The organism is Caballeronia sp. PC1 (assembly GCF_021353155.1).
GTDB classification, from domain to species: domain Bacteria; phylum Pseudomonadota; class Gammaproteobacteria; order Burkholderiales; family Burkholderiaceae; genus Caballeronia; species Caballeronia cordobensis.
In genome coordinates, this window is sequence record NZ_JAJUBH010000002.1 from 427,928 (window position 1) to 452,077 (window position 24,150).

Sequence of the window (24,150 nt, forward strand, 5' to 3'; positions counted from 1 at the left end):
TCAATGTTTCGAATCGCTTTCCTGTTTAGCGTCCTGCATCGTATCCGCTGCATGCGGCACGAACGGACGCCATACCGGCGTCGTCGAAGGGAGTTCGTCGAGAAGCGAGAATTGATCGAGTGATGTGTTATCGAACATGATGACCTCTTGATGCCTGAATCACGGCGCGATCAGCGCGCCGTCACGTTGCCGGTTGCCGAGCCGTTTGCGTACTCGACGATTTCACGATTGCGTGCTTCCGCTTGCGCCGCATCGCGGGCGCGCTGCTCGCTTTGCGCGGCGATGGCGTCGCCCCACATGCTGCGCTCCGGGTAGCTATTGCGGTTCAACGCGGGCAGCGAACCATTCGAAAAGGCGGCCACGAGTTCCGCGCGCACTTGTGCGCGGCTCTTCGGCGTATCGCCCGCATTGGCTTGCGTCTGCGTTTGAACCTGATAATTGCCGGCGCGGCCAATGCCCTGTCCGCCCTCCGCGAAGGCGGTGGTCGTGACGACGGCCGAGATGGCGGCGAGCGAAAACCCCGTGATGAGCTGCTTCATGCTGGCGACTCCTTCGTTCCGATGCGGCGTGCGGGCAAATGCGGATTGCAATTCGCGTTAAGCACGCTGCGGTAGGAACGAATGTAGTCTCGCGCCACATGCGGATAAATGCCGTATCCGCGAAAAGATTTATTGAAATCGGCGAATAATCGCGTAAACCCTTGTCGGGCAAGCGCCTACGCGAGTTGCTTGTGAAAGAAAGTGGTGCCGCACAACGTGCCGTCGGGCATCAATGCATAGTTCGGCACGACGCCCACGCGTTGCCAGCCGGCGCGTTCGTAGAGGCGTTCGGCATCGCCGCCGGTCACTGTATCGAGCACGAGGACGGATTTGCCCGCGTGGCGCGCGGCATCGTCGGCGGCAGCCATCAGACGGTGCGCGATGCCTTTGCGTCTTGCACGGCGCGCGACGAGCATCTTCGCGATATCGGCGCGATGCGGCTGATTCTCGGGCTGATCGAGGATCAACTGCACCGTGCCGACGACATCGCCATGCGCGTCTTCGGCGACGAGCAGAATGCGCTCATCACGCGCGACGCCTTGCGCGACACGCGTCCAGAATGCGATAGCCGTTGCGCGCGAGATCGGCAGCATGAAGCTCACTGAAGCGCCGCCTTCCACGCAGTCGATGAGCACGTCGGCAAGCGCATCGACATAGCTCAGCGCTTCGTCCGCGCCCACGCGGCGCACGAATGTGTTTTCGTTTATCGTCATTCGTGCGCGGCTCAGGAGCGCAGGTTATGCAACGACATCTTCGGTGCCGGCGACTTCCGGCGTGCCATGCCGAATGATGGTCGGCGATGCCGTGCTCGTCGGCAGGCAGCGCTCTTCCGCTTCTTTCTGGCCTTGCAGAAGCGGGCAGCGCTCGAACAACTCGGCGGCCCAATCGACGAATACGCGCACTTTCGGCGACAAGTGCCGGTTATGCGGATACACCGCGGAAATCGGCATGGGCAGCGGATTCCATTGCGGCAGCACTTCGACAAGCTCGCCCGCGCGCAGATGCGGCAGCGCCATGAAGCGCGGCACCTGAATGATGCCGACGCCTTTCAGGCCGCAACTCAGATACGCTTCGGCATCGTTGACGGCAATCATGCCGCGCATCTTCACTTCGATGGTTTCATCGTCGACGACGAAATCCATATCCAGAATGCGACCCGTGCGGCTCGAAAAGTAATTCACCGCCGTGTGATTCTGCAGATCTTCGAGCGTTTTCGGCGTGCCATTGCGTTCCAGATATTGCGGCGCGGCCACCGTCACGCCCTGAAACACGCCGATGCGCCGCGCGACGAGACTCGAATCCTGCAACGTGCCGACGCGAATCACGCAATCCACGCCTTCCTGAATGAGATCGACGGGCTTGTCGCCGAAGCCCATCATCAGCTCGATATCCGGATAGCGCGTGTGGAAATCGCATAGCTGCGGCATCACGATAAGCCGCCCGATCGCGCCCGGCATATCGACGCGCAGCTTGCCATGCGGTCCCTTGCCGTTATTCGAGAACGTGCTTTCCGCTTCTTCGATATCCGCGAGAATGCGCACGCAGCGCTCGTAATACGCGGCGCCGTCCGGCGTGAGATTGAGTCTGCGCGTCGTGCGCTGAAGGAGCCGCACGTTCAGATGCGCTTCGAGATTCTGAATGATCGTCGTGACCGACGCGCGCGGGAGATTGAGCGTGTCCGCCGCGCGCGAAAAGCTATTCGTGTCCACGACGCGGGTGAAGACCTGCATTGCCTGTAGCCGATCCATGTTCTCTCACCTTCCTGGCTTAGCGACGCACTTTATTAAGCGAGCGCTAAAGAATGGCCGATACAAACAATCGCAAGGGATAACCACGATTGTTCGGTGCGACCGAATTGTGTTGCCGGATTATAGGCATTTATCAAAAAAGGCGCGGACTCCATCATTCGCACCATCGCAACTTATGCGTGAAGGCCTTGCAGTACCGGCCTTGCACCGAAAATAACCATGGCAACACTGTTGGATCTGGAGTCGGGTCCGCGCTTGTGCGTCGAAGATGTGCACATCACGGGACACGCGCAACCGATCACGCTGCGCAGTTATCGTCCGGCCTCGGACGGCACGCTACTGCCCATCGTTCTTTACTTCCACGGCGGCGGTTTTATTCGCGGCCATCTCGACGACGCCGATATTGCCGCCGCGACGATTGCCCGCGATACGCCCGCGTGGGTCGTGTCGGTGGGCTATTCGCTCGCGCCCGCTTATCCGTTTCCCGCCGCGCCGGAAGACGGCTACCGCGCGGTGCAATGGGCGGTTGCGCAGGCCCGCGCGCAGCGGGCGGACCCGCAGCGCATCGGCATTGCGGGCCACGACGCTGGCGGAAATCTCGCCACCTGCGTCGCGGCCATCGCGCGCGATCGCGGCGATATACGCATCTCGGCGCAGGTGCTGCTCGCGCCGCTGCTTGATCCGAGCATGACGCGCCTCGCCGACGAGCGCAAAGTGCTGTGCCCCGACCTGGAGGCGAGCGAGTGCGCGCGTTGTTATCGCGCGTATCTGCCGAATCCGTCGCAACGTTTGCATCCGTATGCCGCGCCGCTCGAATCGCGCCGTCTCGCGGGCCTGCCGCCCGCGCTGATCGCGAGCGCCGAGCACGATCTGCTGCATATCGAAGCCGAGAAATACGCGGGCGAGCTGATCGCCGCCGGCGTGCCGACCGAAGTCACGCGCCATAACAAGGCCTCGCACAACGCGCTGGCTGCGCATCCCGACGCGCTCGCCGATGTCGTCGCGTTCTTCAGGAAGCGTCTCGCGCGCGCAAAGTGACCGCAAGATTCGGCACGCACGAATCGCCCCACACAACAACAATCTCAACGCAAACCGGAGCCTCTCACCATGTCTTTCACTCGCAAACGCATCTACGCCGCGCTGGGCGCGACGCTGATCATCGCCGGCGCGGGCGGATACACCGCCTGGCGCGGCCACGGCGATGCGGCGATCAGCGAAGCCAAAGCCGCCGCTCATAGTCCGACCGCCACCGAAGTCGATGTCGCGACCGTGGTATCGAAGACCATCACCGACTGGCAAAGCTATTCGGGCCGGCTCGAAGCCGTCGATCACGTCGATATTCGTCCGCTCGTTCCCGGGACCATCGTCGCCGTGCATTTCAAGGACGGCCAGCTCGTGAAGAAGGGCGATGCACTCTTCACGATCGATCCGCGCCCGTATGAAGCCGAAGTCGATCGCGCGCAGGCGCAGCTCGCGGCGGCGCAGGCGCGCAACGGATATACGTCGACGGATGCGGCGCGCGCCGAACGCCTGCTCGCCGACAACGCGATCGCGAAGCGCGATTACGACGAGAAGCAGAACGCCGCGCGCGAGGCCGTCGCCAACCTGAAGGCCGCGCAGGCCGCGCTCGAAGCCGCGAAGATCAATCTCGCGTACACGCACATCACGGCGCCCGTGTCGGGCCGCGTATCGCGCGCGGAGCTCACGGTGGGCAACATCGTCTCGACGGGCGGCAACGCGCCCTTGCTGACGACGCTCGTGTCTGTCTCGCCGATCTACGCATCGTTCGATGTCGATGAACAAACGTACTTGCGCTATCTCGGCCGCGATGCGGGCAGCAACGTGCCGGTGTCGCTCGGTCTCGCGAACGAAGACGGCTATTCGCGCGACGGCGTGGTGGATTCCGTCGATAACCGGCTCGATACGACGTCCGGCACGATTCGCGTGCGCGCGCGCTTCAACAACCCGGACGGCTCGCTGGTGCCGGGGCTCTATGCCCGCGTGAAAGTGGGCGGCGGCACGCCGCATCCGGCCGTGCTCGTGGAGGACGAAGCCATCGGCACCGATCAGGACAAGAAGTTCGTAATGGTGGTCGACAAGGACAACCGCGTGCAGTACCGCGAAGTGTCGCTCGGTCAGACGCATGAAGGCCTGCGCGTCATCAGCAAGGGTCTGCAGGCGGGCGAGCGCATCGTCGTGAACGGCTTGCAGCGCGTGCGTCCGAACGACGTGATCAAGGCCAACAACGTCGCGATGAACGACGACGACAAGGCGCCCGCCGTGAAGACGGCGTCCGCGCAGTAAGGGCCGTTCCGCAACAGACAGAACTCGTCATGAACATATCCAAATTTTTCATCGACCGCCCGATCTTTGCGGGCGTGCTCTCGGTGATCGTGCTGCTGGCGGGCATCATCGCCATGTTCAAGCTGCCGATCTCCGAGTATCCGGAAGTCGTGCCGCCTTCGGTCGTGGTGCATGCGCAGTATCCCGGCGCCAACCCGAAGGTGATTGCGGAAACCGTGGCCTCGCCGCTCGAAGAGCAGATCAACGGCGTCGAGGACATGCTCTACATGCAGTCGCAGGCGAATAGCGACGGCAACCTCACGACGACCGTCACGTTCAAGCTCGGCACCGATCCGGACAAGAACACGCAGCTCGTGCAGAACCGCGTGAATCAGGCGTTGCCGCGCCTGCCGCAGGACGTGACGCGTCTCGGCGTGACGACGATCAAGTCGTCGCCCACGCTCACGATGGTCGTGCACCTGAACTCGCCCAATGGCCGTTACGACATGACGTATCTGCGCAACTACGCGCTGATCAACGTGAAGGACCGGCTCGAACGCATTGCGGGCGTGGGTGAAGTGCAGTTGTGGGGCTCGGGCGATTACTCGATGCGCGTATGGCTCGATCCGCAAAAGGTCGCGCAGCGCGGCATGACGGCGACCGATGTCGTCAACGCGATTCGCGAGCAGAACGTGCAGGTGGCCGCAGGCGTGATCGGCGGCTCGCCGACACTGCCGAACGTGCCGCTGCAACTGAACGTGAACGCGCGCGGCCGCTTGCAGAACGAGTCGGAATTCCGCGACATCGTGCTGAAGACTTCGCCCGATGGCGCGGTCACGCATCTCTCCGATGTGGCGCGTGTCGAACTCGCGGCGTCGGAATATGGCTTGCGCTCGCTGCTCGACAACAAGTCGGCGGTCGCGATCGCGATCAATCAGCAGCCGGGCGCGAACTCGCTGCAGATTTCCGACGAAGTCCGCAAGACGATGAAGGAACTGCAGGCGGACATGCCCGCAGGCCTGGAATATCAGATCGTCTATGACCCGACGCAGTTCGTGCGTTCGTCGATCGAAGCCGTGATTCACACGCTCGCCGAAGCCATCGCGCTCGTCGTGCTCGTCGTGATCGTGTTCCTGCAGACGTGGCGCGCGTCGATCATTCCGCTGCTCGCGGTGCCGGTCTCCATCGTCGGGACGTTCTCGCTGCTGCTTGCGTTCGGGTTCTCGATCAACGCGCTGTCATTGTTCGGGATGGTGCTGGCCATCGGCATTGTCGTCGACGATGCGATCGTGGTCGTCGAAAACGTCGAGCGAAACATCGAGGCGGGTTTATCGGCGAGAGAGGCGACTTATCAGGCCATGCGCGAAGTGAGCGGGCCGATTATCGCGATCGCGCTGACGCTCGTCGCCGTGTTCGTGCCGCTCGCGTTCATGTCGGGTCTCACGGGCCAGTTCTACAAGCAGTTCGCGATGACCATCGCGATCTCGACGGTGATCTCCGCGTTCAACTCGCTGACGCTGTCGCCCGCGCTCGCCGCCTTGCTGCTCAAGGGTCACGATGAACCGAAAGACTGGCTCACGCGTGGCATGGATCGCGTGTTCGGTGGATTCTTCCGTGTGTTCAACAAGGTGTTTCATCGCGGTTCCGATGCGTACGGCAAGGGCGTGAAGAATGTCATCAATCGCAAGGCCTTGATGATGGGCGTGTATGCCGTGCTGCTCGGCGGCGCGGTGCTGATGGGCAAGGTCGTGCCGGGCGGCTTCGTGCCCGCGCAGGACAAGGAATATCTGATTAGCTTCGCGCAACTGCCGAACGGCGCATCGCTCGATCGCACCGAAGGCGTGATCCGCCAGATGAGCGATATCGCGTTGAAGCAGCCGGGCGTGGAGAGCGCGGTGGAATTCCCGGGCTTGTCCGTGAATGGCTTCACCAACTCGTCGAGCGCGGGCATCGTGTTCGTCACGTTGAAGCCGTTCAAGGAACGCGTGCATGACAAGGCGCTGTCCGCGGGCGCGATCGCCGGCGCGCTGAATCAGAAGTACGCGGGCATCAAGGGCTCGTTCATCGCCGTGTTCCCGCCGCCGCCGGTTCTGGGCCTCGGCACGCTGGGCGGCTTCAAGATGCAACTGGAAGATCGCGGCGCGCTCGGTTATGCGGCGCTCAACGATGCCACGCAGGCGTTCATCAAGCGCGCCGCGCAGACGCCCGAGCTCGGACCGACGTTCTCCAGCTATCAGATCAACGTGCCGCAACTCAACGTCGATCTGGATCGCGTGAAGGCGAAGCAGCTTGGCGTCTCCGTGACGGACGTGTTCGACACGATGCAGGTCTATCTCGGCTCGCTCTACGTGAACGACTTCAATCGCTTCGGACGCGTGTATCAGGTGCGCGTGCAGGCCGATGCGCCGTTCCGCGCGAATCCGGAAGATATCGGCTTGCTGAAGACGCGTAACGCGAATGGCGACATGGTGCCGCTGTCCTCGCTCGTGAAGGTCACGCCGACGTATGGCCCGGAAATGGTCGTGCGCTACAACGGCTACACCGCCGCGGATATCAACGGCGGGCCCGCGCCGGGCTACTCGTCGGGCCAGGCGCAGGCCGCGGCGGAACGTATTGCGGCGGAAGTGCTGCCGCGCGGGATCAAGTTCGAATGGACCGATCTCACGTATCAGCAGATTCTTGCCGGCAATGCCGCGCTGTGGGTCTTCCCGATCAGCGTGCTGCTCGTGTTCCTCGTGCTCGCCGCGCTGTATGAAAGCCTGACGCTGCCGCTCGCGGTCATCCTGATCGTGCCGATGAGCATTCTCTCCGCCTTGCTCGGCGTATGGCTCACCGATGGCGACAACAACATCTTCACGCAGATCGGCTTGATGGTGCTCGTGGGCCTGTCGGCGAAGAACGCGATTCTGATTGTCGAGTTCGCACGCGAACTGGAGATGCAGGGACGTTCCATCGTGCAGGCCGCGATCGAAGCGAGCCGCCTGCGTCTGCGCCCGATTCTGATGACGTCCATCGCGTTCATCATGGGTGTGGTGCCGCTCGTGCTGTCGTCGGGCGCGGGCTCGGAAATGCGTCATGCAATGGGCGTCGCGGTGTTCTTCGGCATGTTGGGCGTCACGCTCTTCGGTCTGATGCTCACGCCGGTGTTCTATGTGATCCTGCGCAAGCTCTCGCGCACGGAGCATGTGACGGACAAGCACGGCACGCATCCGCAGATGCGCGGTATCGGTGCTTCGGTCGAAGCGCAATGAGGTCAATGATGAATAAGCTGCATGTTGTTTCGAGTCTGATGGCCGCGTTGCTGCTGGTCGGATGTTCGCTTGCGCCCACCTACGAGAAGCCCGACGTCAACGCGCCTTCCGCCTATAAGGAAACGCCCGCTTTGCAGGCGTCGGAAGCGGGCACATGGAAAGCCGCGCAGCCTTCCGAAGAGATGCTGCGCGGCGAATGGTGGACGATTTTCGGCGACGCCACGCTCGACGATCTGGAAAAGCAGGCGCAGGACGCGAACCAGAATCTGCGGGCCGCCGCCGCGCGCGTGAAGGAAGCGCGCGCGATCAACCAGACGGCGCGAGCGGGCCTGTTCCCGACGCTCGACGCGGGCTTCGGGCCGACGCGGGAGAAGTTCTCGCCCGCATCGCAGTTCCTGCCGCCCAATGGCAACGTGCCCGCGCAGACGTTGTGGCGCGCGCAGGCGAGCGTGTCGTATGAAGTGGATCTGTTCGGCCGCGTCGCGAACACGGTGCAGGCCGCGAACGCCGAGACGCAGCAAAGCGAGGCGCTGTTCCGTTCGGTGCAGCTCGCGCTGCAGGCGGATGTCGCGCAGAACTACTTCAATCTGCGCGAGCTCGATGCCGAAGCCGACGTCTACACGCGCACGGTGCAACTGCGCGAGGAAGCGCTGAAGCTCGTGCAAAAGCGCTTCAACGAAGGCGATATCAGCGAACTGGATCTGGCGCGCGCGAAGTCGGAGCTTGCGACGGCGCGCTCGGAAGCGATGACGGTGCAACGTCTGCGCGCGGCATCGGAGCATAGCCTTGCGGTGCTGTTGGGCAAGGCGCCCGCCGAGTTCACGATGGCCGCGAATCCGCTCAAGCCGGTGACGATCCGCGTGCCGCCGGGTCTGCCTTCGTCGCTGCTGGAGCGTCGTCCCGATATCGCGGCGGCGGAACGCGCCATGGCGGCGGCGAATGCGCGCATCGGCGTGGCGAAGGCGGCGTTCTTCCCGTCGCTTACGCTGACGGGCCTGGGCGGTTTCGAATCGGCGACGCTCGGCGATCTCTTCAAATGGTCGAGCCGCACATTCCTGCTCGGGCCGTTCGCGGGCACGGCGCTCAATATCCCGATCTTCGATGGCGGCCGGCGCAAGGGCAATCTCGCGAATGCGCGCGCGATCTATGAAGAGGATGTGGCGAGCTATCGCCAGCAGGTGCTGGTCGCGTTCCGCGAGGTGGAGGACAACCTCTCGGACCTGCGCATTCTCGAAGACCAGACGGCCACGCAGGAGGATGCCGTGAAGGCGTCGGTCCGCGCGGCGCAGCTCTCGCGCACGCAGTACACCGAGGGCGCGGTGAACTATCTCGACGTGATCGATGCCGAGCGCACCGTGCTGCAAACGCAGCGTTCATCGGTGCAATTGCAGGGCGCGCAGGCGATCTCGACGGTGAATCTGATCCGCGCGCTGGGCGGCGGCTGGGGCGATGCGATGCCCAAACCCGTGCCCGAGCCGAGTCTCGCGCAGAAGTAATGCATGAATATGGCCCTGCTCAATGCAGGGCCATATGCATTAGGCGCCGGGTAAACGCGATTGTTCGTTTCCCGGAACATATGTCTTCACCTATCTAGCGTTTATCCGCAGGGCTCGAATCCTTAGAATTCAATCAAGGGATAAGGAGCCGATGATGAGAGACTTGATCGCAAAGCAACTGTATCAGCCGGCGGTGGTGCTGCCACTGCTGCTGTTGACGCGCCTGATGGTCACGCTCGACTTCAATCTCGCCCAGGTGATGTTCGTGATGATGCTGAAGGGCTCGCAGCACGCGTATCAGTTCGCGCTGCGTCATACGGTGGCGCGTCAGCGCAGCAGCGCCGCCGTCAAGCATCTGCCCTGCAACAACTGCTGCTGATATCGACGCTCAATAGACTTCGGGAACGTACATATCGTCGGGAACGGGCTGACGCAGATAATCGGGATTGAACACGCGGTCGGGCAGTTCGATCGACGCATGCTCGACATCGTGATACGGCACCTGGCTTAGCAGGTGGCTGATGCAGTTCAGGCGTGCGCGCTTCTTGTCGACCGCGTGCACGACCCACCACGGCGCCTCGGGAATGTGCGTGCGCTGAAGCATCACTTCCTTGGCCGCCGTATACGCTTCCCAGCGGCGGCGGCTTTCCAGATCCATCGGGCTCAGCTTCCACTGCTTGAGCGGATCTTCGATGCGCGCCTGGAAGCGCACTTCCTGTTCGTCATCGGTGATCGAGAACCAGTACTTCACGATCTGGATGCCGCTTCTCACCAGCATCTTCTCGAACTCGGGCACCGAGCGGAAGAATTCTTCATACTCTTCGTCGCTGCAGAAATTCATCACGCGCTCGACGCCCGCGCGGTTATACCAGCTCCGGTCGAATAAAACGATTTCACCGGCCGCCGGCAAGTGCGAAACATAGCGCTGGAAATACCATTGCGTGCGTTCGCGATTGTTCGGCGCGGGCAGCGCGGCCACGCGGCACACGCGGGGATTCAGGCGTTGCGTGATGCGCTTGATCGCGCCGCCTTTGCCCGCCGCATCGCGTCCTTCGAAAAGCACGACCAGCCGGTGCCCCGTGTGCACGACCCAGTCCTGCAGCTTCACGAGTTCGCCCTGCAAACGGAACAGTTCGCGGAAATACGTCTTGCGCAACTGGCGCTCTTCTTCCGAAAAGGTCGATTCGCCGTCCAGGAAGCGATCGTCGACCTCCATCTCGAACTCTTCGTCGTAGCTGTCGATGATGTCGGCATGGAAACGGCGCTGTTTGTCCGTCGTGTTCATGAAGGGCTCCGTGGCGTTCTGGGGCAGCCGCTGTCGTCGTTTCGACTTGCGGCGCGGGACGGCCGATTATGACGGCATTCGATGGCAGTCATATGACAATGACCGCATCGGCGATTCGCTGATTCATTTTAGAAAGCGCGCGCGCTTTATGACACGACGGCGCGCGCCGTTAGAATGTTCCGGCATTTCGATGGCATGCCGATGGCACTTTCAACCCTAACAGCGAGCGACACGATGACCGCGACGATCCACAGTTTCGACGAAGCCAACACCGCACGCCTGGTGCCGTACGACCGGCTCGTGGACACGCTCGCCGCGACCATGCTCGATTACGCGGCGGGGCGCATCGTCAGTCCGGAGCGCATGGTGGTGCCGATCGAAGGCGGCGTGATGCTCTCCATGCCCGCGAGCGCCGCCGATCTCGCCATGCACAAGCTCGTGAACGTCTGCGCGGGCAATGGCGCGCTCGGCCTGCCGACGATTCATGGCCAGGTCACGGCGTATGACGCCGTCACCGGGGTGCCGCAGTTCATGCTCGACGGTCCGACCGTCACGGGCCGGCGCACGGCGTCGGTCTCGATGCTCGCGATCCGCGCGCTGCATGCGGGCGCGCCGCGCGAGGTGCTCGTGATCGGCACGGGCAAGCAGGCGGCGTATCACATCGAGGCGCTCGCCGCCGTCTATCCCGATGCGCGTATTCGCGTGCAGGGCTCGCGTGCGGGACGTGCGCGCGAATTCTGCGCGGCGCACGCGTCGCTGTCGGCCAGTCTGACCGCGCTGAACGACGCGGCGATTCCCGATTCCGTCGATGTCGTGATCGCCGCGACCACGAGCAAGACGCCCGTCTACACGATGCCCGCGCGCGCGGGCCGCCTCGTGATCGGCGTGGGCGCGTTCACCGCCGATGCCGCCGAGATCGCCGCCGCGACCGTTCATGCGAGCGAGCTTTACGTGGATGATCCCGCGGGCGCGCGGCACGAAGCGGGCGACTTCATTCTCGCGGGCATCGACTGGAACGCGGTGCATCCGCTGGCCGAGGCGCTCGCGGCTTCGGCGAAGAACGCCGACGCCACGCGCGCCGTGATGTTCAAGTCGGTCGGCTGCGCGGCGTGGGACCTGGCGGCGTGCCGCGTCGCGCGCGCGATTTTGTCGGAGGAAAAAGGCGCGTAACGCCAGACCCCATAAGGCCGTGCGGGTTGGAACGGGACTTGCTGACTGTTTTTTTTGAGCGATGAAGGCGCGAAGACGCCATCGGATGAACGGCGCACAGCGCGCCACAGCAATAGAGCCAGCGAACTGACCCATGAAAAGTCGATACGACAGCAAATGGCACCCGTGGATTCCGGCACACGAGGACGGACGAGAGGGCGCGGGCGGGGACCGCAAGGGGGCGGCCCGGCCAAGCGCCGCGCCGCCGGCGGCATACTTCATATCCGTGCTCGAGCTTGCCACCGGCGAGAAGCTCGGCAACGACGAGCGTTTGCGCGCCGTGGCGATGCTCGAATCGCAATTCGGCGCGGGGCGCCCGCGTACGTTGAAGGAAGCCGTGCGCATCTGCGCGGCGGCGATCGATTCGTCGACGTTGCAGCGCATGGCGCGCGGCGCGAAGAACTGACAACCGTCTGAAAAAAGCACGAATGCAAAGCGCGTTTTTTCACATCTGTGTAAAACGAACGTGTTTCACCGGAGAAGCGCGCGACCGTTCGAATCCACGCGCCAGTGCCTATTTAACGGTCTGAATGACCTCGAATCCTTCGAACTCGGGATGCCCGAGATAGAGCTGGCGCGTTTCGCCGCCCGCGTTGCGATGCGCGGCGCGAAACGCGTCCGAGCGCGTCCAGTCTTCGAAGGCCGCCTGATTGGCCCAGATCGTATGGCTCGAATAGAGGACGTGATCGTCCTTTGTCGGACCTTTGAGCAGATGAAACTCGACGAACCCCGGCACGTCTTTCAGATGCGTGTCGCGGCTGGTCCAGAGACGTTCGAAGTCGGCCTCGGCGCCGGGCACGATCTTGAAGCGGTTCATGGCGATATACATGTCGATATATTTCCTTCGCGATTGAACAAGAAAATCAGTTGCGTTCGAGTTCGACGATGGTCGTGAAGCCGCCGAAGAACATGCGTTTCCCGTCGAACGGCGGCTCGCCGTTTTCCATCATGGCTTTGAGGCGCGGGTCTTCCATGACTTTCGCGTTGACGCTGTCGCGCTCTTCGCGTGATGCGTAGACGATATACGAGAACACGACGGTCTCGCCTTCCTTCAACTGCACGCTCTGCGGAAAAGACGTGACCTTGCCGGGCTTCACATCGTCGGCGATGGTCTCGACGAATTGCAGCGCGCCGTGTTCCAGCCAGATTTTGCCGGCTGCTTCGGCCATCGCACGGTAGGCATCGATTTTGTCGATGGGAACGGGTACGACGAATCCATCCACGTAGTGCGCCATCTGAGTCTCCTGTAACGGTTCGGGCGGCATCGCGCATGCGATACGCTGTCTGCTTTGAGCCGTTCGCCGGGAGCGAAGTTCAGGCGATCCATGCATCGGCGGGCGAAGCGCGTTTCAGCACCGTCGAGGACAGCGGCGCGAGGTCCATCCCGTAGACCGATCGAAGCGGCATGCCGAGCGCATGCGCGAGCGCGGCTTTCACGACGATCGCATGCGTGACGACGATGCAGCGCTCGCGCGCATTGAGCCGGTCGATAAACGCAAAACCCTGAGCGACGCGTGCAGCGAGCATCGCGACGCTTTCCCCGCCGTGCGGATGCGCCTCCGGGTCCGCGAGCCATGCGGCGAGTTGCGCGGGTTCGCGCTCGCCGGCTTCGCGCAGAGAAAGCCCGCGCCAACGGCCGTAATCGATGTCGTCGAACGCGGGCACGATCTCGAAGGCATCGGCGATCCATTCCGCCGTCTGGCGCGCAACACGCGCCGGGCTCGCGATGACGCGCGTGCCGCCGCGTGCGCGCAGCGAAGCGACCCGGTCGCGCTCATCGTGGGCGGCCGGTTCGTCGCCGGTGGGAAAGCGGCCGGCTTTCATCGCGCGCGTGGCGGCGTGGCACAGAAAGATGAGTTCCAAGGGAGCGTGACGGGCGGATCGGAATCGTTTCACTTTGCCGTCAATCATCATAGAATGGCAAGCTTGCAGTGCGAGGAAGCCGGTGCAAACCCGGCACGGTCGCGCCACTGTATGCGGCAGAGCCGAAAGGCGCTGCGCCGCGAGTCAGACCCCGCTGCATGCTCTTCGTCAATCGGGACGCGCTTTTCCCTGGAGAACCACCATGAACGCTTCCAACGCGCCGGTCTTTCCGGCTCCCTCGTCGCTGGATGCACCCGTGCCCATTCCGGTGCGCGAGGTGCTGCCCTGGGCCATTTTCATCGGCCTCATTCTGCTGATCGCCATTTATTTCGTCGGGGCGGAGCAGGGCGCGACATCGATCTTCTCGGGCACTTACGTCCACGAATTCGTTCACGATGGCCGGCATCTGCTCGGCTTTCCGTGCCACTGAGGGCGATTCATGATTCGCACCTTGCTGATACGCGGCATGATCGCGGGACTCGTCGCGGGCCTGATCGGCTTCGGTTTCGCGCGTGCGTTCGGCGAGCCGTCGGTGGCGCGCGCCATTGCGTTCGAGGAACAACACGAAGAGGCGCAGCCCGCGCACGAACACGAGCATGAACACGCGCCCGCCGATGCATCGGCGAACGCCGCGCACTCGCACGATCACGGCGGCGAAGACGTGGTCTCGCGCGATACGCAAGCGGGCCTCGGCCTGCTGACGGGCGTCGCCGTATTCGGCACCGCGTTGGGCGGGCTCTTCTCGCTCGTGTTCGCATTCGCCTATGGACGGCTCGGCGCGCTGCGGGCGCGGGGCACGGCGGCGTTGCTGGCGTTGTTCGGCTTCGTGAGCGTCGCGATCGTGCCGTTTCTCAAGTACCCGCCGAATCCGCCCGCCGTGGGCAATGCCGAGACCATCGGGCCGCGTACGGCGCTGTTCTTCGGCATGGTCGCGATTTCCCTCGCGGCGGCCGTGTTCGCCGTGCGCTTGCAGCGGCGCATGGCGGCGCGGCACGGCGGCTGGAACGCGACGCTCATCGCCGTGGCGGCGTATGTCGTCGTGATCGTGATTGCGCAGGTCGCGCTGCCGGGTATCGACGAAGTGCCCGCCGGGTTCTCCGCGTCGCTGCTGTGGAATTTCCGCGTGGCCGCGATCGGTATTCAGGCGCTGATCTGGACGACGCTCGGCCTCGTGTTCGGCGCGCTCGCCGCGCGGGAACTGGAAAGTCCTTCGGTGCGGCGCATGGCTGCGGCCTGAGCGTCTTACTTCGCTTTCGCCGCGCGCCGCGCAAGCAGGGCGTCGAACAGAGCCAGCTTCGCGGCGTCGTCCATCGACCTGAAGGTTTTGATCTCTTCGCGGCTTCTGAAACAGCCGAGGCACAGGCCGCTTTCGGCATCGAGCTTGCAGACGTCGGTGCACGGGGAGCCGACCGGCTGCTGCGTTCTTGCACGCTCGATGGTGTCGGCGAGGTCGAGCGGCGTGCGGATGTCTTGCGTGGTCGTCATAGTGTTTCGCCGCGAAAGAGCGCGGCGGCTGCGGCCGGATTCGACGGCCAGTAGGCATGCATGTACGTGGCCGTCACCGGGCCATGCCGATACAGCGCTTCGCCCGCCGCGCCCGTGGTCGCGTGCGTTGCGTTGAGAACAGGGCGCATCGGCGTGTCGAGTGTCGAGTAGTGGAACGTGTGGCCGGTCATCGCGCCATGCGCCGTGTCGATGCGCTGCATCGCGAGGCGCGACAGCTTGCGTTGCATCGCGGCATCGCCGGGCAGTACGCCGAGCATGGCATGCCGTGTACCTTCGACGTCGGTGAGCGTATCGAGCAGATACAGCATGCCGCCGCATTCCGCGACGACCGCCTTCCCGCGCGCGACGTGATGCGCGATCGACGCGCGTGTGCGCGCATTGGCCGCGAGCGTTGCGGCATGCAGTTCGGGATACCCGCCGGGCAGATAGAGCGCATCGGCTTCGGGCGGCGCGGGCTCGTCGGCGAGCGGCGAAAACGTGTGGACGCGCGCGCCCATCGCGACGAGCAGATCGATATTCGCCGGATAAACGAACGAGAACGCGGCATCGCGTGCGATCGCAATATCGAGGCCCTCCAGAAGACGCGGCGGCGCGGGAAGCGTCGCATCGGCAAAATGCACAGGCGGCGGAAGCGCGGCGAGCGTCGTTTGCGCGATGGCATCGGCGGCGCGGTCAAGACGCGCATCGAGCCCGGCGACCTCGTCCGGCTGCGTGAGACCGAGATGACGCTCGGGCAGCGCGATATCGTCGGCATTCGAAAGATGGCCGCAATAGCGCAGCCCTTCCGGAATGGTCTCGGACAACATCTGCGCATGACGCGGCGACGCAACGCGATTCGCGAGCACGCCATGAAACGGCACGTCCGCGCGATAACGCGCGAGGCCGAACGCGATGGCGCCGAAGGTCTGCGCCATGCCGTGCGCGCCGATCACCGCGAGCACGGGCACGTCGAACGCGGCGGCGAGATCGGCGCTGCTCGGCGTGCCGTCGAAGAGGCCCATCACGCCTTCGATAAGAATGAGATCGGCCTCGCGCGCGGCCTGTGCGAGCAGCGCGCGGCATGCTTCGAGACCGACCATCGACAGATGCAGCGAATAGACGGGCGCGCCGCATGCGCGTTCGAGGATCATCGGATCGAGGAAATCCGGGCCGGTCTTGAAGACGCGCACCTTCAGGCCGCGGCGCGCGTGATGCCGCGCAAGCGCGGCCGTGACCGTGGTCTTGCCTTGATGCGACGCGCTCGCGCCGATGAAAAGAGCGGGGCAGTCGGGCATCGCGTTCAGAACTCGACGCCGCGTTGCGCTTTCACGCCCTGCTCGCGATACGGATGCTTCACGAGGCGCATCTCCGTGACGAGATCGGCGAGTTCGATGAGCGCGTCCGGCGCGTGACGGCCCGTTACGACCACATGCAGCATCGCGGGACGTGACTTCAATACGCCGAGCACTTCGTCGAGCGGCAGATACTCGTACTTGAGCACGGTGTTCAGCTCGTCGAGCACGACCATTTGATACTCGCCGCTTTCGATCATGCGCCGCGCTTCGTTCCAGCCTTTGCGGGCGGTGGCGATATCGGCTTCGCGGTTCTGCGTGTTCCAGGTGTAGCCGTCGCCCATCGTGACGAAATCGCATTGCGCGATCGCGCCGAGGAAATCGCGCTCCGACGTGTGCAGCGCGCCCTTGATGAACTGCACGACGCCGAGCTTCATGCCGTGACCGAGCACGCGCACGGCCATGCCGAAAGCGGCCGTGGTCTTGCCCTTGCCGTTGCCGGTATTCACGATCAACAGACCTTTCTCGTGATCGGCCGCGGCCTGCTTTTTCTCGTGCCCTTCTTTGCGACGCTGGGTCATGCGCAGATGCGATTCGGTATCGGTTTTCACATGATCTCCAGTGTGAAGGAAGGGCCGTATCGTACCCCAGATAACGTGCTAACTCGGCGCTAACAAACGGTGTGCATCATGAAACCATGCAGCAACCGATTCGAGGAGCAAGGAAATGGACGCGATCTACTTATATATGGAACTCATTGCGCTCGTCTTACTCGTCTACGTCTGCAAGGACATGTTCAAAGCGCGAGCCCAGAAAAAGTCCGCTGCAAACGAAGCACCCCGCGCGATGAAGAAGCCGCTCTTCATGTTCCGGCCGCAGAGAAATCGCGCGCCCTTGCAATCGCGACGGTTACGCCGCAATAGATCGTTTTTGGCGCGATGAGCGTGTCCGCGTTGCCTGCGAGCAGCGCGCACGGTTCGCATACGCCATCGACGTTCATTGCTTGTTGCGCATGATATGAAATCGCGGTGCGCGGCGCTTGGGCGATTTCATCGGCGGTAAAGAAGGCGAGCGGCACGCGATGGCGCTCGCAGAACGCGAGCAATCCCGCTTCTTCCCTTTTCGCATCGATGCTCGCGACGATGGCGATCGCGCCGAAATCATGCGCGCCGAGCGCGATGCGCACCGCTCGCTCGATCGAATCCGCGCTCGCACCGCGCCTGCAGCCGATGCCGATCGCGAGCCGCATGATGCTGTGCTCCATGGCGAAACCGGCCTCCCGTAAAGACCGAAGATGATACAACGCCTGTCCGCCTTTTCTTGACGCTCGGCCCCGCCGGCCCTAGACTTTCACGCAGTTTTGGTGCTCGCGCGCGGATTCTCTCGCGCGCAGTTAAACGGGAAGCAGGGCGCGTTCCATTCGGCCGATCGAACGGACGTCAACCTGCGCTGCCCCCGCAACGGTAAGCGATTCCCCGCGCGCACGGTGTTTTTCAACGCGTGTGCGGGAAGCCGGCTTCGAAGCCACTGCGCGAAAACGCGCGGGAAGGCGAAGCGGCGTCATCGTCAGCCCGGATACCGGCCAGACTTCAGAGGGATCGATGCCGCGGGGATGCGGCACGGTCCATGATCCATCGAAGCGCGGCACGACGCACGCGGTCCCCGCAACGCATCGCGCCGACTTTCACGCTTCATCCGCCACGGAGCTACGATGCAAACCCGCAAGATCCCCGTCACGGTCGTGACCGGCTTTCTCGGCAGCGGCAAGACCACGTTGATGCGGCATATCCTCTCCCACGCGCAGGGAAAACGTCTCGCCGTCATCGTCAACGAATTCGGCGAGCTTGGCATCGACGGGGAAATCCTGAAGGGTTGCGGCATCGGCTGCGACGACGAAGCCGGTTCCGCCGATCGCAATCTTTATGAGCTGGCGAATGGCTGCCTGTGCTGCACGGTGCAGGAAGAGTTTTATCCGGTCATGGAGCAACTCGTCGAGCGGCGCGACAGCATCGATCACGTGCTGATCGAAACGTCGGGGCTCGCGTTGCCCAAGCCGCTCGTGCAGGCGTTCAACTGGCCGTCGATCAGGAACGCGTTCACCGTCGATGCGGTCGTGACCGTGGTCGATGGCCCCGCCGCCGCGAGCGGCCAGTTCGCGGCCAATCCCGTCGCGGTCGATGCGCAGCGCAAGGCGGACCCGAATCTCGATCACGAATCTCCGCTGCACGAGTTGTTCGAGGATCAGCTTTCGTCGGCGGATCTGGTCATCGTCAACAAGACCGATCTCATGGACGACGACGCGCTGCAAAAGGTCGTGGCGCTCGTGCGCCCCGAAATCCCGCCCGAAGTGAAGATCGTGCCCGCGCACATGGGTAAGCTCGATGCGCATACGCTGCTCGGGCTCGAATCGGCATCGGAGGAAACCATTCACCTGCGGCACGATCATCACGGCTCGCCCGACGATGCAGGTCATGCCGACCATCACCATGACGAATTCGATTCGGTCGTCGTGCATGGCCGCGTCGAATCGCGCGAGCAGGCTATCGCGGCGCTGCATGCGCTCGTCGAGCATCACACGATCTATCGCGTGAAGGGTTTCGCCGCGTTGCCCGGCGCGGCGATGCGGCTCGTCGTGCAGGGCGTCGGACGGCGCTTCGACAGCTATTTCGACCGGCGCTGGAACGTGAATGAAGTGAATGAACTGAAGGATGCGAAGAGCGAAAGCCGCTTCGTGCTGATCGGCGAAGATCTCGATCGCGACACGTTGCAACGCGCGTTCGACGCCGCGCTCGCGAGCGCGCCCGTGCAGGCCTGACGCAATGCATCTGCTTCGCACGACACCGGGGGGCTTCGTCGACGACGCGCAGGGCGTCATGCGCATCGATCAGACGCGTGCGCCGATCGTCGTGCTCAGTTCCGCCGATACCACGCTCGCCTTGCTCGCAAGCGTGTTTCCGCGTCTGGAAGCGGGCTTTCCCGAAGTGCGGCTGGTGAATCAGTCGTTTCTGCGTCAGCCCGCGTCCGTCGATTTTTATATCGACGATGTATTGCGGCACGCGCAGGTCGTGATCGTCGATCATCTCGGCGGCGAATCGTACTGGCCGTATGGCATCGAGCGGCTCGTCGCGCTGGCGAAGCAGGAAAAGCAACTGCTCGCGATGTTCTCGGGCGATCTCGCCGAAGACCCCAACCTGACGGCAAAAAGCACCGCGGACGCGCCGTTCTGCCGCGAGTTGTCGCGCTATCTGCGCGAAGGCGGCGCGCGCAATGCGGAAGAATTTCTGCGCAGCATCGCATATCGGGCATTCGGTTTCGGACGCGCGCCGCAGTCGCCGAGTCCGTTGCCCGCGGTCGCGATCTATCATCCGGAGCGCGATATCGCCGTCATCGACGACTGGCAGGCGCGCTGGACGCAAGACGCGCCTGTCGTCGGCCTGTTGTTCTATCGCGCGCATTTGCAGGCGGGCAACACCGCCGTGTTCGACGCGCTCATCGAAGCGCTCGAAAAAGAAGGGTTGAACCCGCTGCCGATCGCGATTTCGTCGCTGAAGGAAAGCGTGAGCCGCGAAGTGGTCGAGCGTTTGTGCGCCGAGCATCGCGCGTCGCTCGTCCTGAATACGACGGCGTTCGCGGCCAGCGTGATCGGCGAAGACGAAGTATTTGAAGTCGCGGGCGATGCGCCGGTGCTGCAAGTCATTCTGAGCGGCGGCAACCGCGACGACTGGCTCAAGGACAATCACGGCCTGAATTCGCGCGACATTGCCATGCACATTGCGCTGCCCGAAGTCGATGGCCGCATCATCACGCGGGCGGTCAGTTTCAAGGGCCTCGCGTATCACTGCGAGCACACGCAAGTGGACGTCGTGCGCTATCAGGCCGATGCGGAACGCGTGCGCTTCGTCGCGGAACTGAGCCGCCGATGGTGCGCGCTGCGCCACACGCCGAATGCGCAAAAGCGCATCGCGCTCGTGCTCGCGAACTATCCTGCGAGCGAAGGGCGCATCGGCAATGGCGTGGGCCTCGACACGCCCGCGTCGGCCATCGGCATTCTGTCGATGCTCGCGCGCGAAGCGTATCGCGTCGGCACGATACCCGCGAATGGCGATGCGCTCATCGCCGCGCTGACCGAAGGCGTGACCAACGATGCCGTTGTGCGCGATCTGCGGCCCGCGTTGCAAAGTCTGTCGCTCGAAGACTATCGCGAAGCGTATCGCGCGCTGCCAGCGGATGCGCGCATCGCACTCGAAACAACCTGGGGCGCGCCCGAAGACGATCCGACGGTGCGGCGCGGCCGCTTCATGATCGCGGGTTATCGCTGCGGTCAGGTCTTTATCGGCATTCAACCGTCGCGCTCGCGCGAGCGCAACGATTACGCCAGTTATCACGACGCCGAACTCGTTCCGCCGCATTCGTACCTCGCGTTTTATTTCTGGTTGCGGCTGCGCTTCGAGGCCGATGCGCTCGTGCATGTCGGCAAGCACGGCAATCTCGAATGGCTGCCGGGCAAGAGCGTCGCGTTGTCGTCGTCGTGCTGGCCCGATGCGATTCTCGGGCCGATGCCGCATCTCTATCCGTTCATCGTGAACGATCCGGGCGAAGGCAGTCAGGCGAAACGCCGCGCGCAGGCCGTGATCATCGATCATCTGATGCCGCCGCTCACGCGCGCCGAGAACTACGGGCCGTTGCAGGATCTCGAACGTCAGGTCGATGAATACTACGAGGCGCTGATGGTCGATGCGCGCCGCGCGAAGCTGTTGCGCAAATCGATCCTCGAGAACATCGTCGAGAACAGCCTTCACGAAGAACTCGGCCTCGATGCGCCGCGCGATGTCGCCGGCGAAGATGCCTTGCTCACGCGCGCCGATGCCTATCTTTGCGAGCTGAAGGAAGCGCAGATTCGCGACGGCTTGCATGTGTTCGGCGTCTCGCCGCAAGGCGTGCAACGGCGCGATACCCTGCTTGCGCTCGGACGCTTTCCTGTGGGCGACCTTCAGGGCGCGAACGCGAGTCTCATCGCGGCCATTGCGCGCGATCTGCGATTGCCTGATGACTTCGATCCGCTCGACGCCGACTGGGCCGCGCCGTGGAATGGGCCGCGCCCGCAAGCGCTCGCCGATATCATCGATGCGCCGTGGCGTCATCATGGCGATACGCGCGAGCGCCTTGAATCGTTCGCCATGCAATTGCTATCCGACGATGACGCCGCCGCGCCCGGTCCGCATTCGGCGTGCGTGCTCCAACGCTTGCGCGGCGACGTGCTGCCGCGGCTCGATGCATGCGGACCGCAGGAACTGCTGCAACTCAAGCGCGGTCTGGAAGGACGTTTCGTGCCGCCGGGCCCGAGCGGCTCGCCATCGCGCGGCAGGCCCGATGTCTTGCCCACGGGCCGCAACTTCTATTCCGTCGATACGCGCGCATTGCCGACGCAGGCCGCCTGGTCGCTCGGCGTCAAGTCGGCGAATGCGCTGGTCGAACGTCACGTGCAGGATCACGGCGATTTCCCGCACGCGATCGGCTTGTCCGTGTGGGGCACGGCGACGATGCGCACCGGCGGCGACGATATCGCGCAGGCCTTCGCGCTGATCGGCGTGCGACCGAAATGGGCCGCGGGCAGTCATCGCGTGACCGACTTCGAGATCCTGCCGATTTCCATTTTCAATCGTCCGCGCATTGATGTGACGTTGCGCGTGTCGGGCTTCTTTCGCGATGCGTTCGCGAATCTCATGCATCTCTTCGATGCGGCGGTGCAAGCGGTCGCCGAACTCGACGACGAGCCCGACGACGTCAACCCGATTCGCGCGCGCATTCTTCGCGAGCGCGACGAACTCATCGCGCGCGGCATCGATGCGAAGGAGGCGCGGCGCCGTGCGGGCTGGCGCGTGTTCAGCACGAAACCGGGCGCCTATGGCGCGGGCTTGCAGGAATTGATCGACTCGCGGCAATGGCAGACCGACGCCGATCTCTCGGCGGCTTATCAGAGCACGGGCGGTTATGCATATTCGCAATCCGGCGACGGCGTGGAAGCGCGCGCGAGCTTCGGTGCGCGGCTTTCCACGCTCGATGTCGTGGTGCAGAATCAGGACAACCGCGAACACGATCTGCTCGATTCCAACGACTATCACCAGTTTCAGGGCGGCATGGTCGCGGCCGTGCGCTATCTGTCGGGCGTGCAGCCGCAGACTTATAACGCGGACCACAGCAATCCCGCCGCGCCGCGCGTGCGCACGCTGAACGAGGAAATCGCGCGCGTGGTGCGTGCGCGCGTCGTGAATCCGAAGTGGATCGACGGCGTGAAGCGGCATGGCTACAAGGGCGCGTCGGAGCTGGCGGCGACGGTCGATTATCTCTTCGGCTACGATGCGACCGCGCGCGTCGTGTCGGATCATCAATACGCGCTCGTCACCGATGCTTACGTGAACGATGCCGGCACGCGCGCGTTCATCACCGAGCACAATCCGCATGCGCTGCAATCGATCTGCGAACGCCTGCTCGAAGCGATGGAGCGCGGCTTGTGGCGTGAGCCGGCGGGTTATCGCGAGCAGGTGGAACGCCATCTGCTCGATGTCGAACAGCGAATCGAAGGCCGATAGCATCCATGTCATCTTCCGTATTTCCTTTCTCCGCGCTCGTTGCGCAAGCGCCCTTGCAGCAGGCGCTCTTGCTCGCTGCGGTCGATCCGTCGATTGGCGGCGTGCTCGTCAGCGGGCCGCGCGGCACGGCGAAATCGACGGCGGCGCGCGCGCTCGCCGAGTTGCTGCCCGAAGGTCGGCTCGTGACGCTGCCGCTCGGCGCAAGCGAGGAGCAACTCATTGGCACGCTGGATATTCAAAGCGCATTGCGCGACAGCGCGGTGCGCTTTTCTCCGGGCCTGCTCGCGAAAGCGCATCTCGGCGTGCTCTATGTCGACGAGGTCAATCTGCTGCCGAATCCGCTCGTCGATCAGTTGCTCGACGTCGCGGCGAGCGGGGTGAATATCATCGAGCGCGATGGCATCTCGCATCAGCATGATGCGCGCTTCGTCCTGATCGGCACGATGAATCCGGAAGAGGGCGACTTGCGTCCGCAGTTGCTGGATCGCTTCGGGCTTGCGGTCGAGATGAGCAATCATTTCGATGCGGGCGTGCGGCAGCGCATCGTGAAAGCGCGTCTCGAATTCGATATGGATGCCGAAACATTTCGCGCGCGGTATGCAGGCGAGCAGGCTTCCCTGGTCGAGCGCATTCACGCGGCGCGCGCGTCGCTCTCCACATTCGATTTCGACGATGCCGTTCATGCGCGCGTGAGCGATCTTTGCATCGAAGCGCATGTCGATGGCTTGCGCGCGGATATCGTGATGCTGCGTGCGGCGCGGGCCCTGGCCGCGCTCGAAGGCGCATCGCGTATTTCCGTGACGCATGTCGAACGCGTCGCCGATGCCGTGTTGAAGCATCGGCGTCGTGAAGCGCAAGCCGGTTCGGAAGCGCCGCAAAACACGGCTGATCCGACGCCGGGCGATACAAACAAAGGCGACGCGGATTGGGGCTACATGCCGCCCGAGCCGGCGGGAACCGCGCACGTCAAATCGGTAAGGCCGCTCGCCGCAAAAAAAGCCTGAGCCATCGAAGGCGCGACGCGGATGCCTTCGACACAGGGCATCGCCTTCGATGGAACACAGGCCGTTTCGCGTCGCGTGAAGGCGAACCGGGCGCGTCCATCGACT

The 24,150-nt window shown here is 63.6% G+C and carries 24 protein-coding genes and 2 riboswitches; of the genes, 12 read left to right on the forward strand and 12 right to left on the reverse strand.

Going from position 1 to position 24,150, the window contains the following annotated elements:
• From LY284_RS17725 to LY284_RS17740, 4 genes are all read right to left on the reverse strand, one after another.
• Positions 1-138 carry a hypothetical protein gene (locus LY284_RS17725; protein ID WP_175582504.1) on the reverse strand — a complete coding sequence of 46 codons (138 nt, stop codon included), beginning with the start codon at positions 136-138 and terminating at the stop codon, positions 1-3.
• Between the two features lie 32 nt (positions 139-170).
• Entirely contained in the window at positions 171-539 is a 369-nt protein-coding gene (locus LY284_RS17730) for a DUF4148 domain-containing protein (protein ID WP_053569135.1), read from the reverse strand.
• A gap of 176 nt (positions 540-715) precedes the next feature.
• Positions 716-1,252, reverse strand: coding sequence for a GNAT family N-acetyltransferase (locus LY284_RS17735; protein WP_255724414.1), 537 nt, complete (start codon positions 1,250-1,252; stop codon positions 716-718).
• Positions 1,253-1,276: 24 nt separating this feature from the next.
• The gene (locus LY284_RS17740) at positions 1,277-2,287 is read right to left on the reverse strand and encodes a LysR family transcriptional regulator (RefSeq protein WP_014250636.1); all 1,011 of its coding nucleotides are present in this window, start codon (positions 2,285-2,287) and stop codon (positions 1,277-1,279) included.
• 219 nt (positions 2,288-2,506) lie between these two features.
• Here LY284_RS17740 and LY284_RS17745 point away from each other — a divergent pair, with 219 nt between their 5' ends.
• From LY284_RS17745 to LY284_RS17765, 5 genes are all read left to right on the forward strand, one after another.
• Positions 2,507-3,325 (forward strand): alpha/beta hydrolase fold domain-containing protein, encoded by an 819-nt coding sequence (locus LY284_RS17745; protein ID WP_233387471.1) that lies wholly within the window; start codon positions 2,507-2,509, stop codon positions 3,323-3,325.
• Between the two features lie 69 nt (positions 3,326-3,394).
• Positions 3,395-4,591 carry an efflux RND transporter periplasmic adaptor subunit gene (locus tag LY284_RS17750; protein ID WP_233387472.1) on the forward strand — a complete coding sequence of 399 codons (1,197 nt, stop codon included), beginning with the start codon at positions 3,395-3,397 and terminating at the stop codon, positions 4,589-4,591.
• Positions 4,592-4,620: 29 nt separating this feature from the next.
• The gene (locus tag LY284_RS17755) at positions 4,621-7,821 is read left to right on the forward strand and encodes an efflux RND transporter permease subunit (RefSeq protein WP_014250639.1); all 3,201 of its coding nucleotides are present in this window, start codon (positions 4,621-4,623) and stop codon (positions 7,819-7,821) included.
• 5 nt (positions 7,822-7,826) lie between these two features.
• Complete coding sequence (locus LY284_RS17760; RefSeq protein WP_375294266.1) at positions 7,827-9,317, forward strand: efflux transporter outer membrane subunit; 1,491 nt, start codon at positions 7,827-7,829, stop codon at positions 9,315-9,317.
• Positions 9,318-9,468: 151 nt separating this feature from the next.
• Positions 9,469-9,696 carry a hypothetical protein gene (locus LY284_RS17765; protein ID WP_081478203.1) on the forward strand — a complete coding sequence of 76 codons (228 nt, stop codon included), beginning with the start codon at positions 9,469-9,471 and terminating at the stop codon, positions 9,694-9,696.
• Between the two features lie 9 nt (positions 9,697-9,705).
• On the opposite strand, the gene ppk2 is transcribed toward LY284_RS17765, so the two are convergent.
• Positions 9,706-10,602, reverse strand: coding sequence for a polyphosphate kinase 2 (gene ppk2, locus LY284_RS17770; protein ID WP_233387473.1), 897 nt, complete (start codon positions 10,600-10,602; stop codon positions 9,706-9,708).
• A 234-nt stretch (positions 10,603-10,836) separates the two neighbouring features.
• Between ppk2 and lhpI the strand changes: the two genes are divergently transcribed.
• Positions 10,837-11,772: a bifunctional Delta(1)-pyrroline-2-carboxylate/Delta(1)-piperideine-2-carboxylate reductase gene (gene lhpI / locus LY284_RS17775; RefSeq protein WP_233387474.1), complete on the forward strand. Its 936-nt coding sequence runs from the start codon at positions 10,837-10,839 to the stop codon at positions 11,770-11,772.
• A 133-nt stretch (positions 11,773-11,905) separates the two neighbouring features.
• On the forward strand, positions 11,906-12,217 hold the full coding sequence (locus tag LY284_RS17780) for a hypothetical protein (RefSeq protein WP_233387475.1): 312 nt from the start codon (positions 11,906-11,908) through the stop codon (positions 12,215-12,217).
• Between the two features lie 108 nt (positions 12,218-12,325).
• Here the strand turns inward: LY284_RS17780 and LY284_RS17785 are convergent, their stop codons facing one another.
• The 3 genes from LY284_RS17785 to LY284_RS17795 all read right to left on the reverse strand — a co-directional run bounded on the left by LY284_RS17785 (position 12,326) and on the right by LY284_RS17795 (position 13,674).
• Entirely contained in the window at positions 12,326-12,640 is a 315-nt protein-coding gene (locus LY284_RS17785) for an antibiotic biosynthesis monooxygenase (RefSeq protein ID WP_233387476.1), read from the reverse strand.
• Positions 12,641-12,674: 34 nt separating this feature from the next.
• Positions 12,675-13,046 (reverse strand): DUF1428 domain-containing protein, encoded by a 372-nt coding sequence (locus LY284_RS17790; protein ID WP_014250644.1) that lies wholly within the window; start codon positions 13,044-13,046, stop codon positions 12,675-12,677.
• Positions 13,047-13,125: 79 nt separating this feature from the next.
• Complete coding sequence (locus tag LY284_RS17795; protein WP_014250645.1) at positions 13,126-13,674, reverse strand: histidine phosphatase family protein; 549 nt, start codon at positions 13,672-13,674, stop codon at positions 13,126-13,128.
• 49 nt (positions 13,675-13,723) lie between these two features.
• Positions 13,724-13,848, forward strand: a riboswitch (cobalamin riboswitch).
• A 28-nt stretch (positions 13,849-13,876) separates the two neighbouring features.
• Here LY284_RS17795 and LY284_RS17800 point away from each other — a divergent pair.
• Together LY284_RS17800 and LY284_RS17805 are read left to right on the forward strand one after the other, a co-directional pair.
• The gene (locus LY284_RS17800; protein WP_077158366.1) at positions 13,877-14,104 is read left to right on the forward strand and encodes a CbtB-domain containing protein; all 228 of its coding nucleotides are present in this window, start codon (positions 13,877-13,879) and stop codon (positions 14,102-14,104) included.
• A 9-nt stretch (positions 14,105-14,113) separates the two neighbouring features.
• Positions 14,114-14,911, forward strand: coding sequence for a CbtA family protein (locus LY284_RS17805; RefSeq protein WP_233387477.1), 798 nt, complete (start codon positions 14,114-14,116; stop codon positions 14,909-14,911).
• A gap of 5 nt (positions 14,912-14,916) precedes the next feature.
• Here LY284_RS17805 and LY284_RS17810 read toward each other — a convergent pair whose 3' ends face one another.
• The 4 genes from LY284_RS17810 to LY284_RS17825 form a co-directional block, all read right to left on the reverse strand.
• Positions 14,917-15,159, reverse strand: a complete 243-nt coding sequence (locus LY284_RS17810; protein ID WP_233387478.1) for a DUF1289 domain-containing protein — start codon at positions 15,157-15,159, stop codon at positions 14,917-14,919.
• The gene (locus tag LY284_RS17815; RefSeq protein WP_233387479.1) at positions 15,156-16,454 is read right to left on the reverse strand and encodes a cobyrinate a,c-diamide synthase; all 1,299 of its coding nucleotides are present in this window, start codon (positions 16,452-16,454) and stop codon (positions 15,156-15,158) included. The genes LY284_RS17810 and LY284_RS17815 overlap by 4 nt, the downstream gene beginning before the upstream one ends.
• A 5-nt stretch (positions 16,455-16,459) precedes the next feature.
• Positions 16,460-17,062: a cob(I)yrinic acid a,c-diamide adenosyltransferase gene (cobO, locus tag LY284_RS17820; RefSeq protein ID WP_045453669.1), complete on the reverse strand. Its 603-nt coding sequence runs from the start codon at positions 17,060-17,062 to the stop codon at positions 16,460-16,462.
• A 251-nt stretch (positions 17,063-17,313) separates the two neighbouring features.
• Complete coding sequence (locus LY284_RS17825) at positions 17,314-17,715, reverse strand: cobalamin biosynthesis protein (protein WP_233387480.1); 402 nt, start codon at positions 17,713-17,715, stop codon at positions 17,314-17,316.
• A gap of 80 nt (positions 17,716-17,795) precedes the next feature.
• Positions 17,796-18,053: riboswitch (cobalamin riboswitch) on the forward strand.
• Between the two features lie 109 nt (positions 18,054-18,162).
• Here LY284_RS17825 and cobW point away from each other — a divergent pair.
• The 3 genes from cobW to LY284_RS17840 are packed head-to-tail and all read left to right on the forward strand — an operon-like array spanning position 18,163 to position 24,045.
• The gene (gene cobW, locus LY284_RS17830; protein ID WP_041731582.1) at positions 18,163-19,266 is read left to right on the forward strand and encodes a cobalamin biosynthesis protein CobW; all 1,104 of its coding nucleotides are present in this window, start codon (positions 18,163-18,165) and stop codon (positions 19,264-19,266) included.
• Between the two features lie 4 nt (positions 19,267-19,270).
• A complete protein-coding gene (gene cobN / locus LY284_RS17835) occupies positions 19,271-23,041 on the forward strand; it encodes a cobaltochelatase subunit CobN (protein ID WP_233387481.1) in 3,771 nt (1,256 codons plus the stop codon).
• Between the two features lie 5 nt (positions 23,042-23,046).
• A complete protein-coding gene (locus tag LY284_RS17840) occupies positions 23,047-24,045 on the forward strand; it encodes an ATP-binding protein (RefSeq protein ID WP_233387482.1) in 999 nt (332 codons plus the stop codon).
• Positions 24,046-24,150: the final 105 nt, after the last annotated feature.

What these genes read in the sequence shown, in the direction of transcription:
- LY284_RS17725 (WP_175582504.1), bottom strand. Translation starts at nt 138, where the DNA reads ATGTTCGATAACACATCACTCGATCAATTCTCGCTTCTCGACGAACTC.
- LY284_RS17730 (WP_053569135.1), bottom strand. Translation starts at nt 539, where the DNA reads ATGAAGCAGCTCATCACGGGGTTTTCGCTCGCCGCCATCTCGGCCGTC.
- LY284_RS17735 (WP_255724414.1), bottom strand. Translation starts at nt 1,252, where the DNA reads ATGACGATAAACGAAAACACATTCGTGCGCCGCGTGGGCGCGGACGAA.
- LY284_RS17740 (WP_014250636.1), bottom strand. Translation starts at nt 2,287, where the DNA reads ATGGATCGGCTACAGGCAATGCAGGTCTTCACCCGCGTCGTGGACACG.
- LY284_RS17745 (WP_233387471.1), top strand. Translation starts at nt 2,507, where the DNA reads ATGGCAACACTGTTGGATCTGGAGTCGGGTCCGCGCTTGTGCGTCGAA.
- LY284_RS17750 (WP_233387472.1), top strand. Translation starts at nt 3,395, where the DNA reads ATGTCTTTCACTCGCAAACGCATCTACGCCGCGCTGGGCGCGACGCTG.
- LY284_RS17755 (WP_014250639.1), top strand. Translation starts at nt 4,621, where the DNA reads ATGAACATATCCAAATTTTTCATCGACCGCCCGATCTTTGCGGGCGTG.
- LY284_RS17760 (WP_375294266.1), top strand. Translation starts at nt 7,827, where the DNA reads ATGATGAATAAGCTGCATGTTGTTTCGAGTCTGATGGCCGCGTTGCTG.
- LY284_RS17765 (WP_081478203.1), top strand. Translation starts at nt 9,469, where the DNA reads ATGATGAGAGACTTGATCGCAAAGCAACTGTATCAGCCGGCGGTGGTG.
- ppk2 (WP_233387473.1), bottom strand. Translation starts at nt 10,602, where the DNA reads ATGAACACGACGGACAAACAGCGCCGTTTCCATGCCGACATCATCGAC.
- lhpI (WP_233387474.1), top strand. Translation starts at nt 10,837, where the DNA reads ATGACCGCGACGATCCACAGTTTCGACGAAGCCAACACCGCACGCCTG.
- LY284_RS17780 (WP_233387475.1), top strand. Translation starts at nt 11,906, where the DNA reads ATGAAAAGTCGATACGACAGCAAATGGCACCCGTGGATTCCGGCACAC.
- LY284_RS17785 (WP_233387476.1), bottom strand. Translation starts at nt 12,640, where the DNA reads ATGTATATCGCCATGAACCGCTTCAAGATCGTGCCCGGCGCCGAGGCC.
- LY284_RS17790 (WP_014250644.1), bottom strand. Translation starts at nt 13,046, where the DNA reads ATGGCGCACTACGTGGATGGATTCGTCGTACCCGTTCCCATCGACAAA.
- LY284_RS17800 (WP_077158366.1), top strand. Translation starts at nt 13,877, where the DNA reads ATGAACGCTTCCAACGCGCCGGTCTTTCCGGCTCCCTCGTCGCTGGAT.
- LY284_RS17805 (WP_233387477.1), top strand. Translation starts at nt 14,114, where the DNA reads ATGATTCGCACCTTGCTGATACGCGGCATGATCGCGGGACTCGTCGCG.
- LY284_RS17810 (WP_233387478.1), bottom strand. Translation starts at nt 15,159, where the DNA reads ATGACGACCACGCAAGACATCCGCACGCCGCTCGACCTCGCCGACACC.
- LY284_RS17815 (WP_233387479.1), bottom strand. Translation starts at nt 16,454, where the DNA reads ATGCCCGACTGCCCCGCTCTTTTCATCGGCGCGAGCGCGTCGCATCAA.
- LY284_RS17825 (WP_233387480.1), bottom strand. Translation starts at nt 17,715, where the DNA reads ATGGAGCACAGCATCATGCGGCTCGCGATCGGCATCGGCTGCAGGCGC.
- cobW (WP_041731582.1), top strand. Translation starts at nt 18,163, where the DNA reads ATGCAAACCCGCAAGATCCCCGTCACGGTCGTGACCGGCTTTCTCGGC.
- cobN (WP_233387481.1), top strand. Translation starts at nt 19,271, where the DNA reads ATGCATCTGCTTCGCACGACACCGGGGGGCTTCGTCGACGACGCGCAG.
- LY284_RS17840 (WP_233387482.1), top strand. Translation starts at nt 23,047, where the DNA reads ATGTCATCTTCCGTATTTCCTTTCTCCGCGCTCGTTGCGCAAGCGCCC.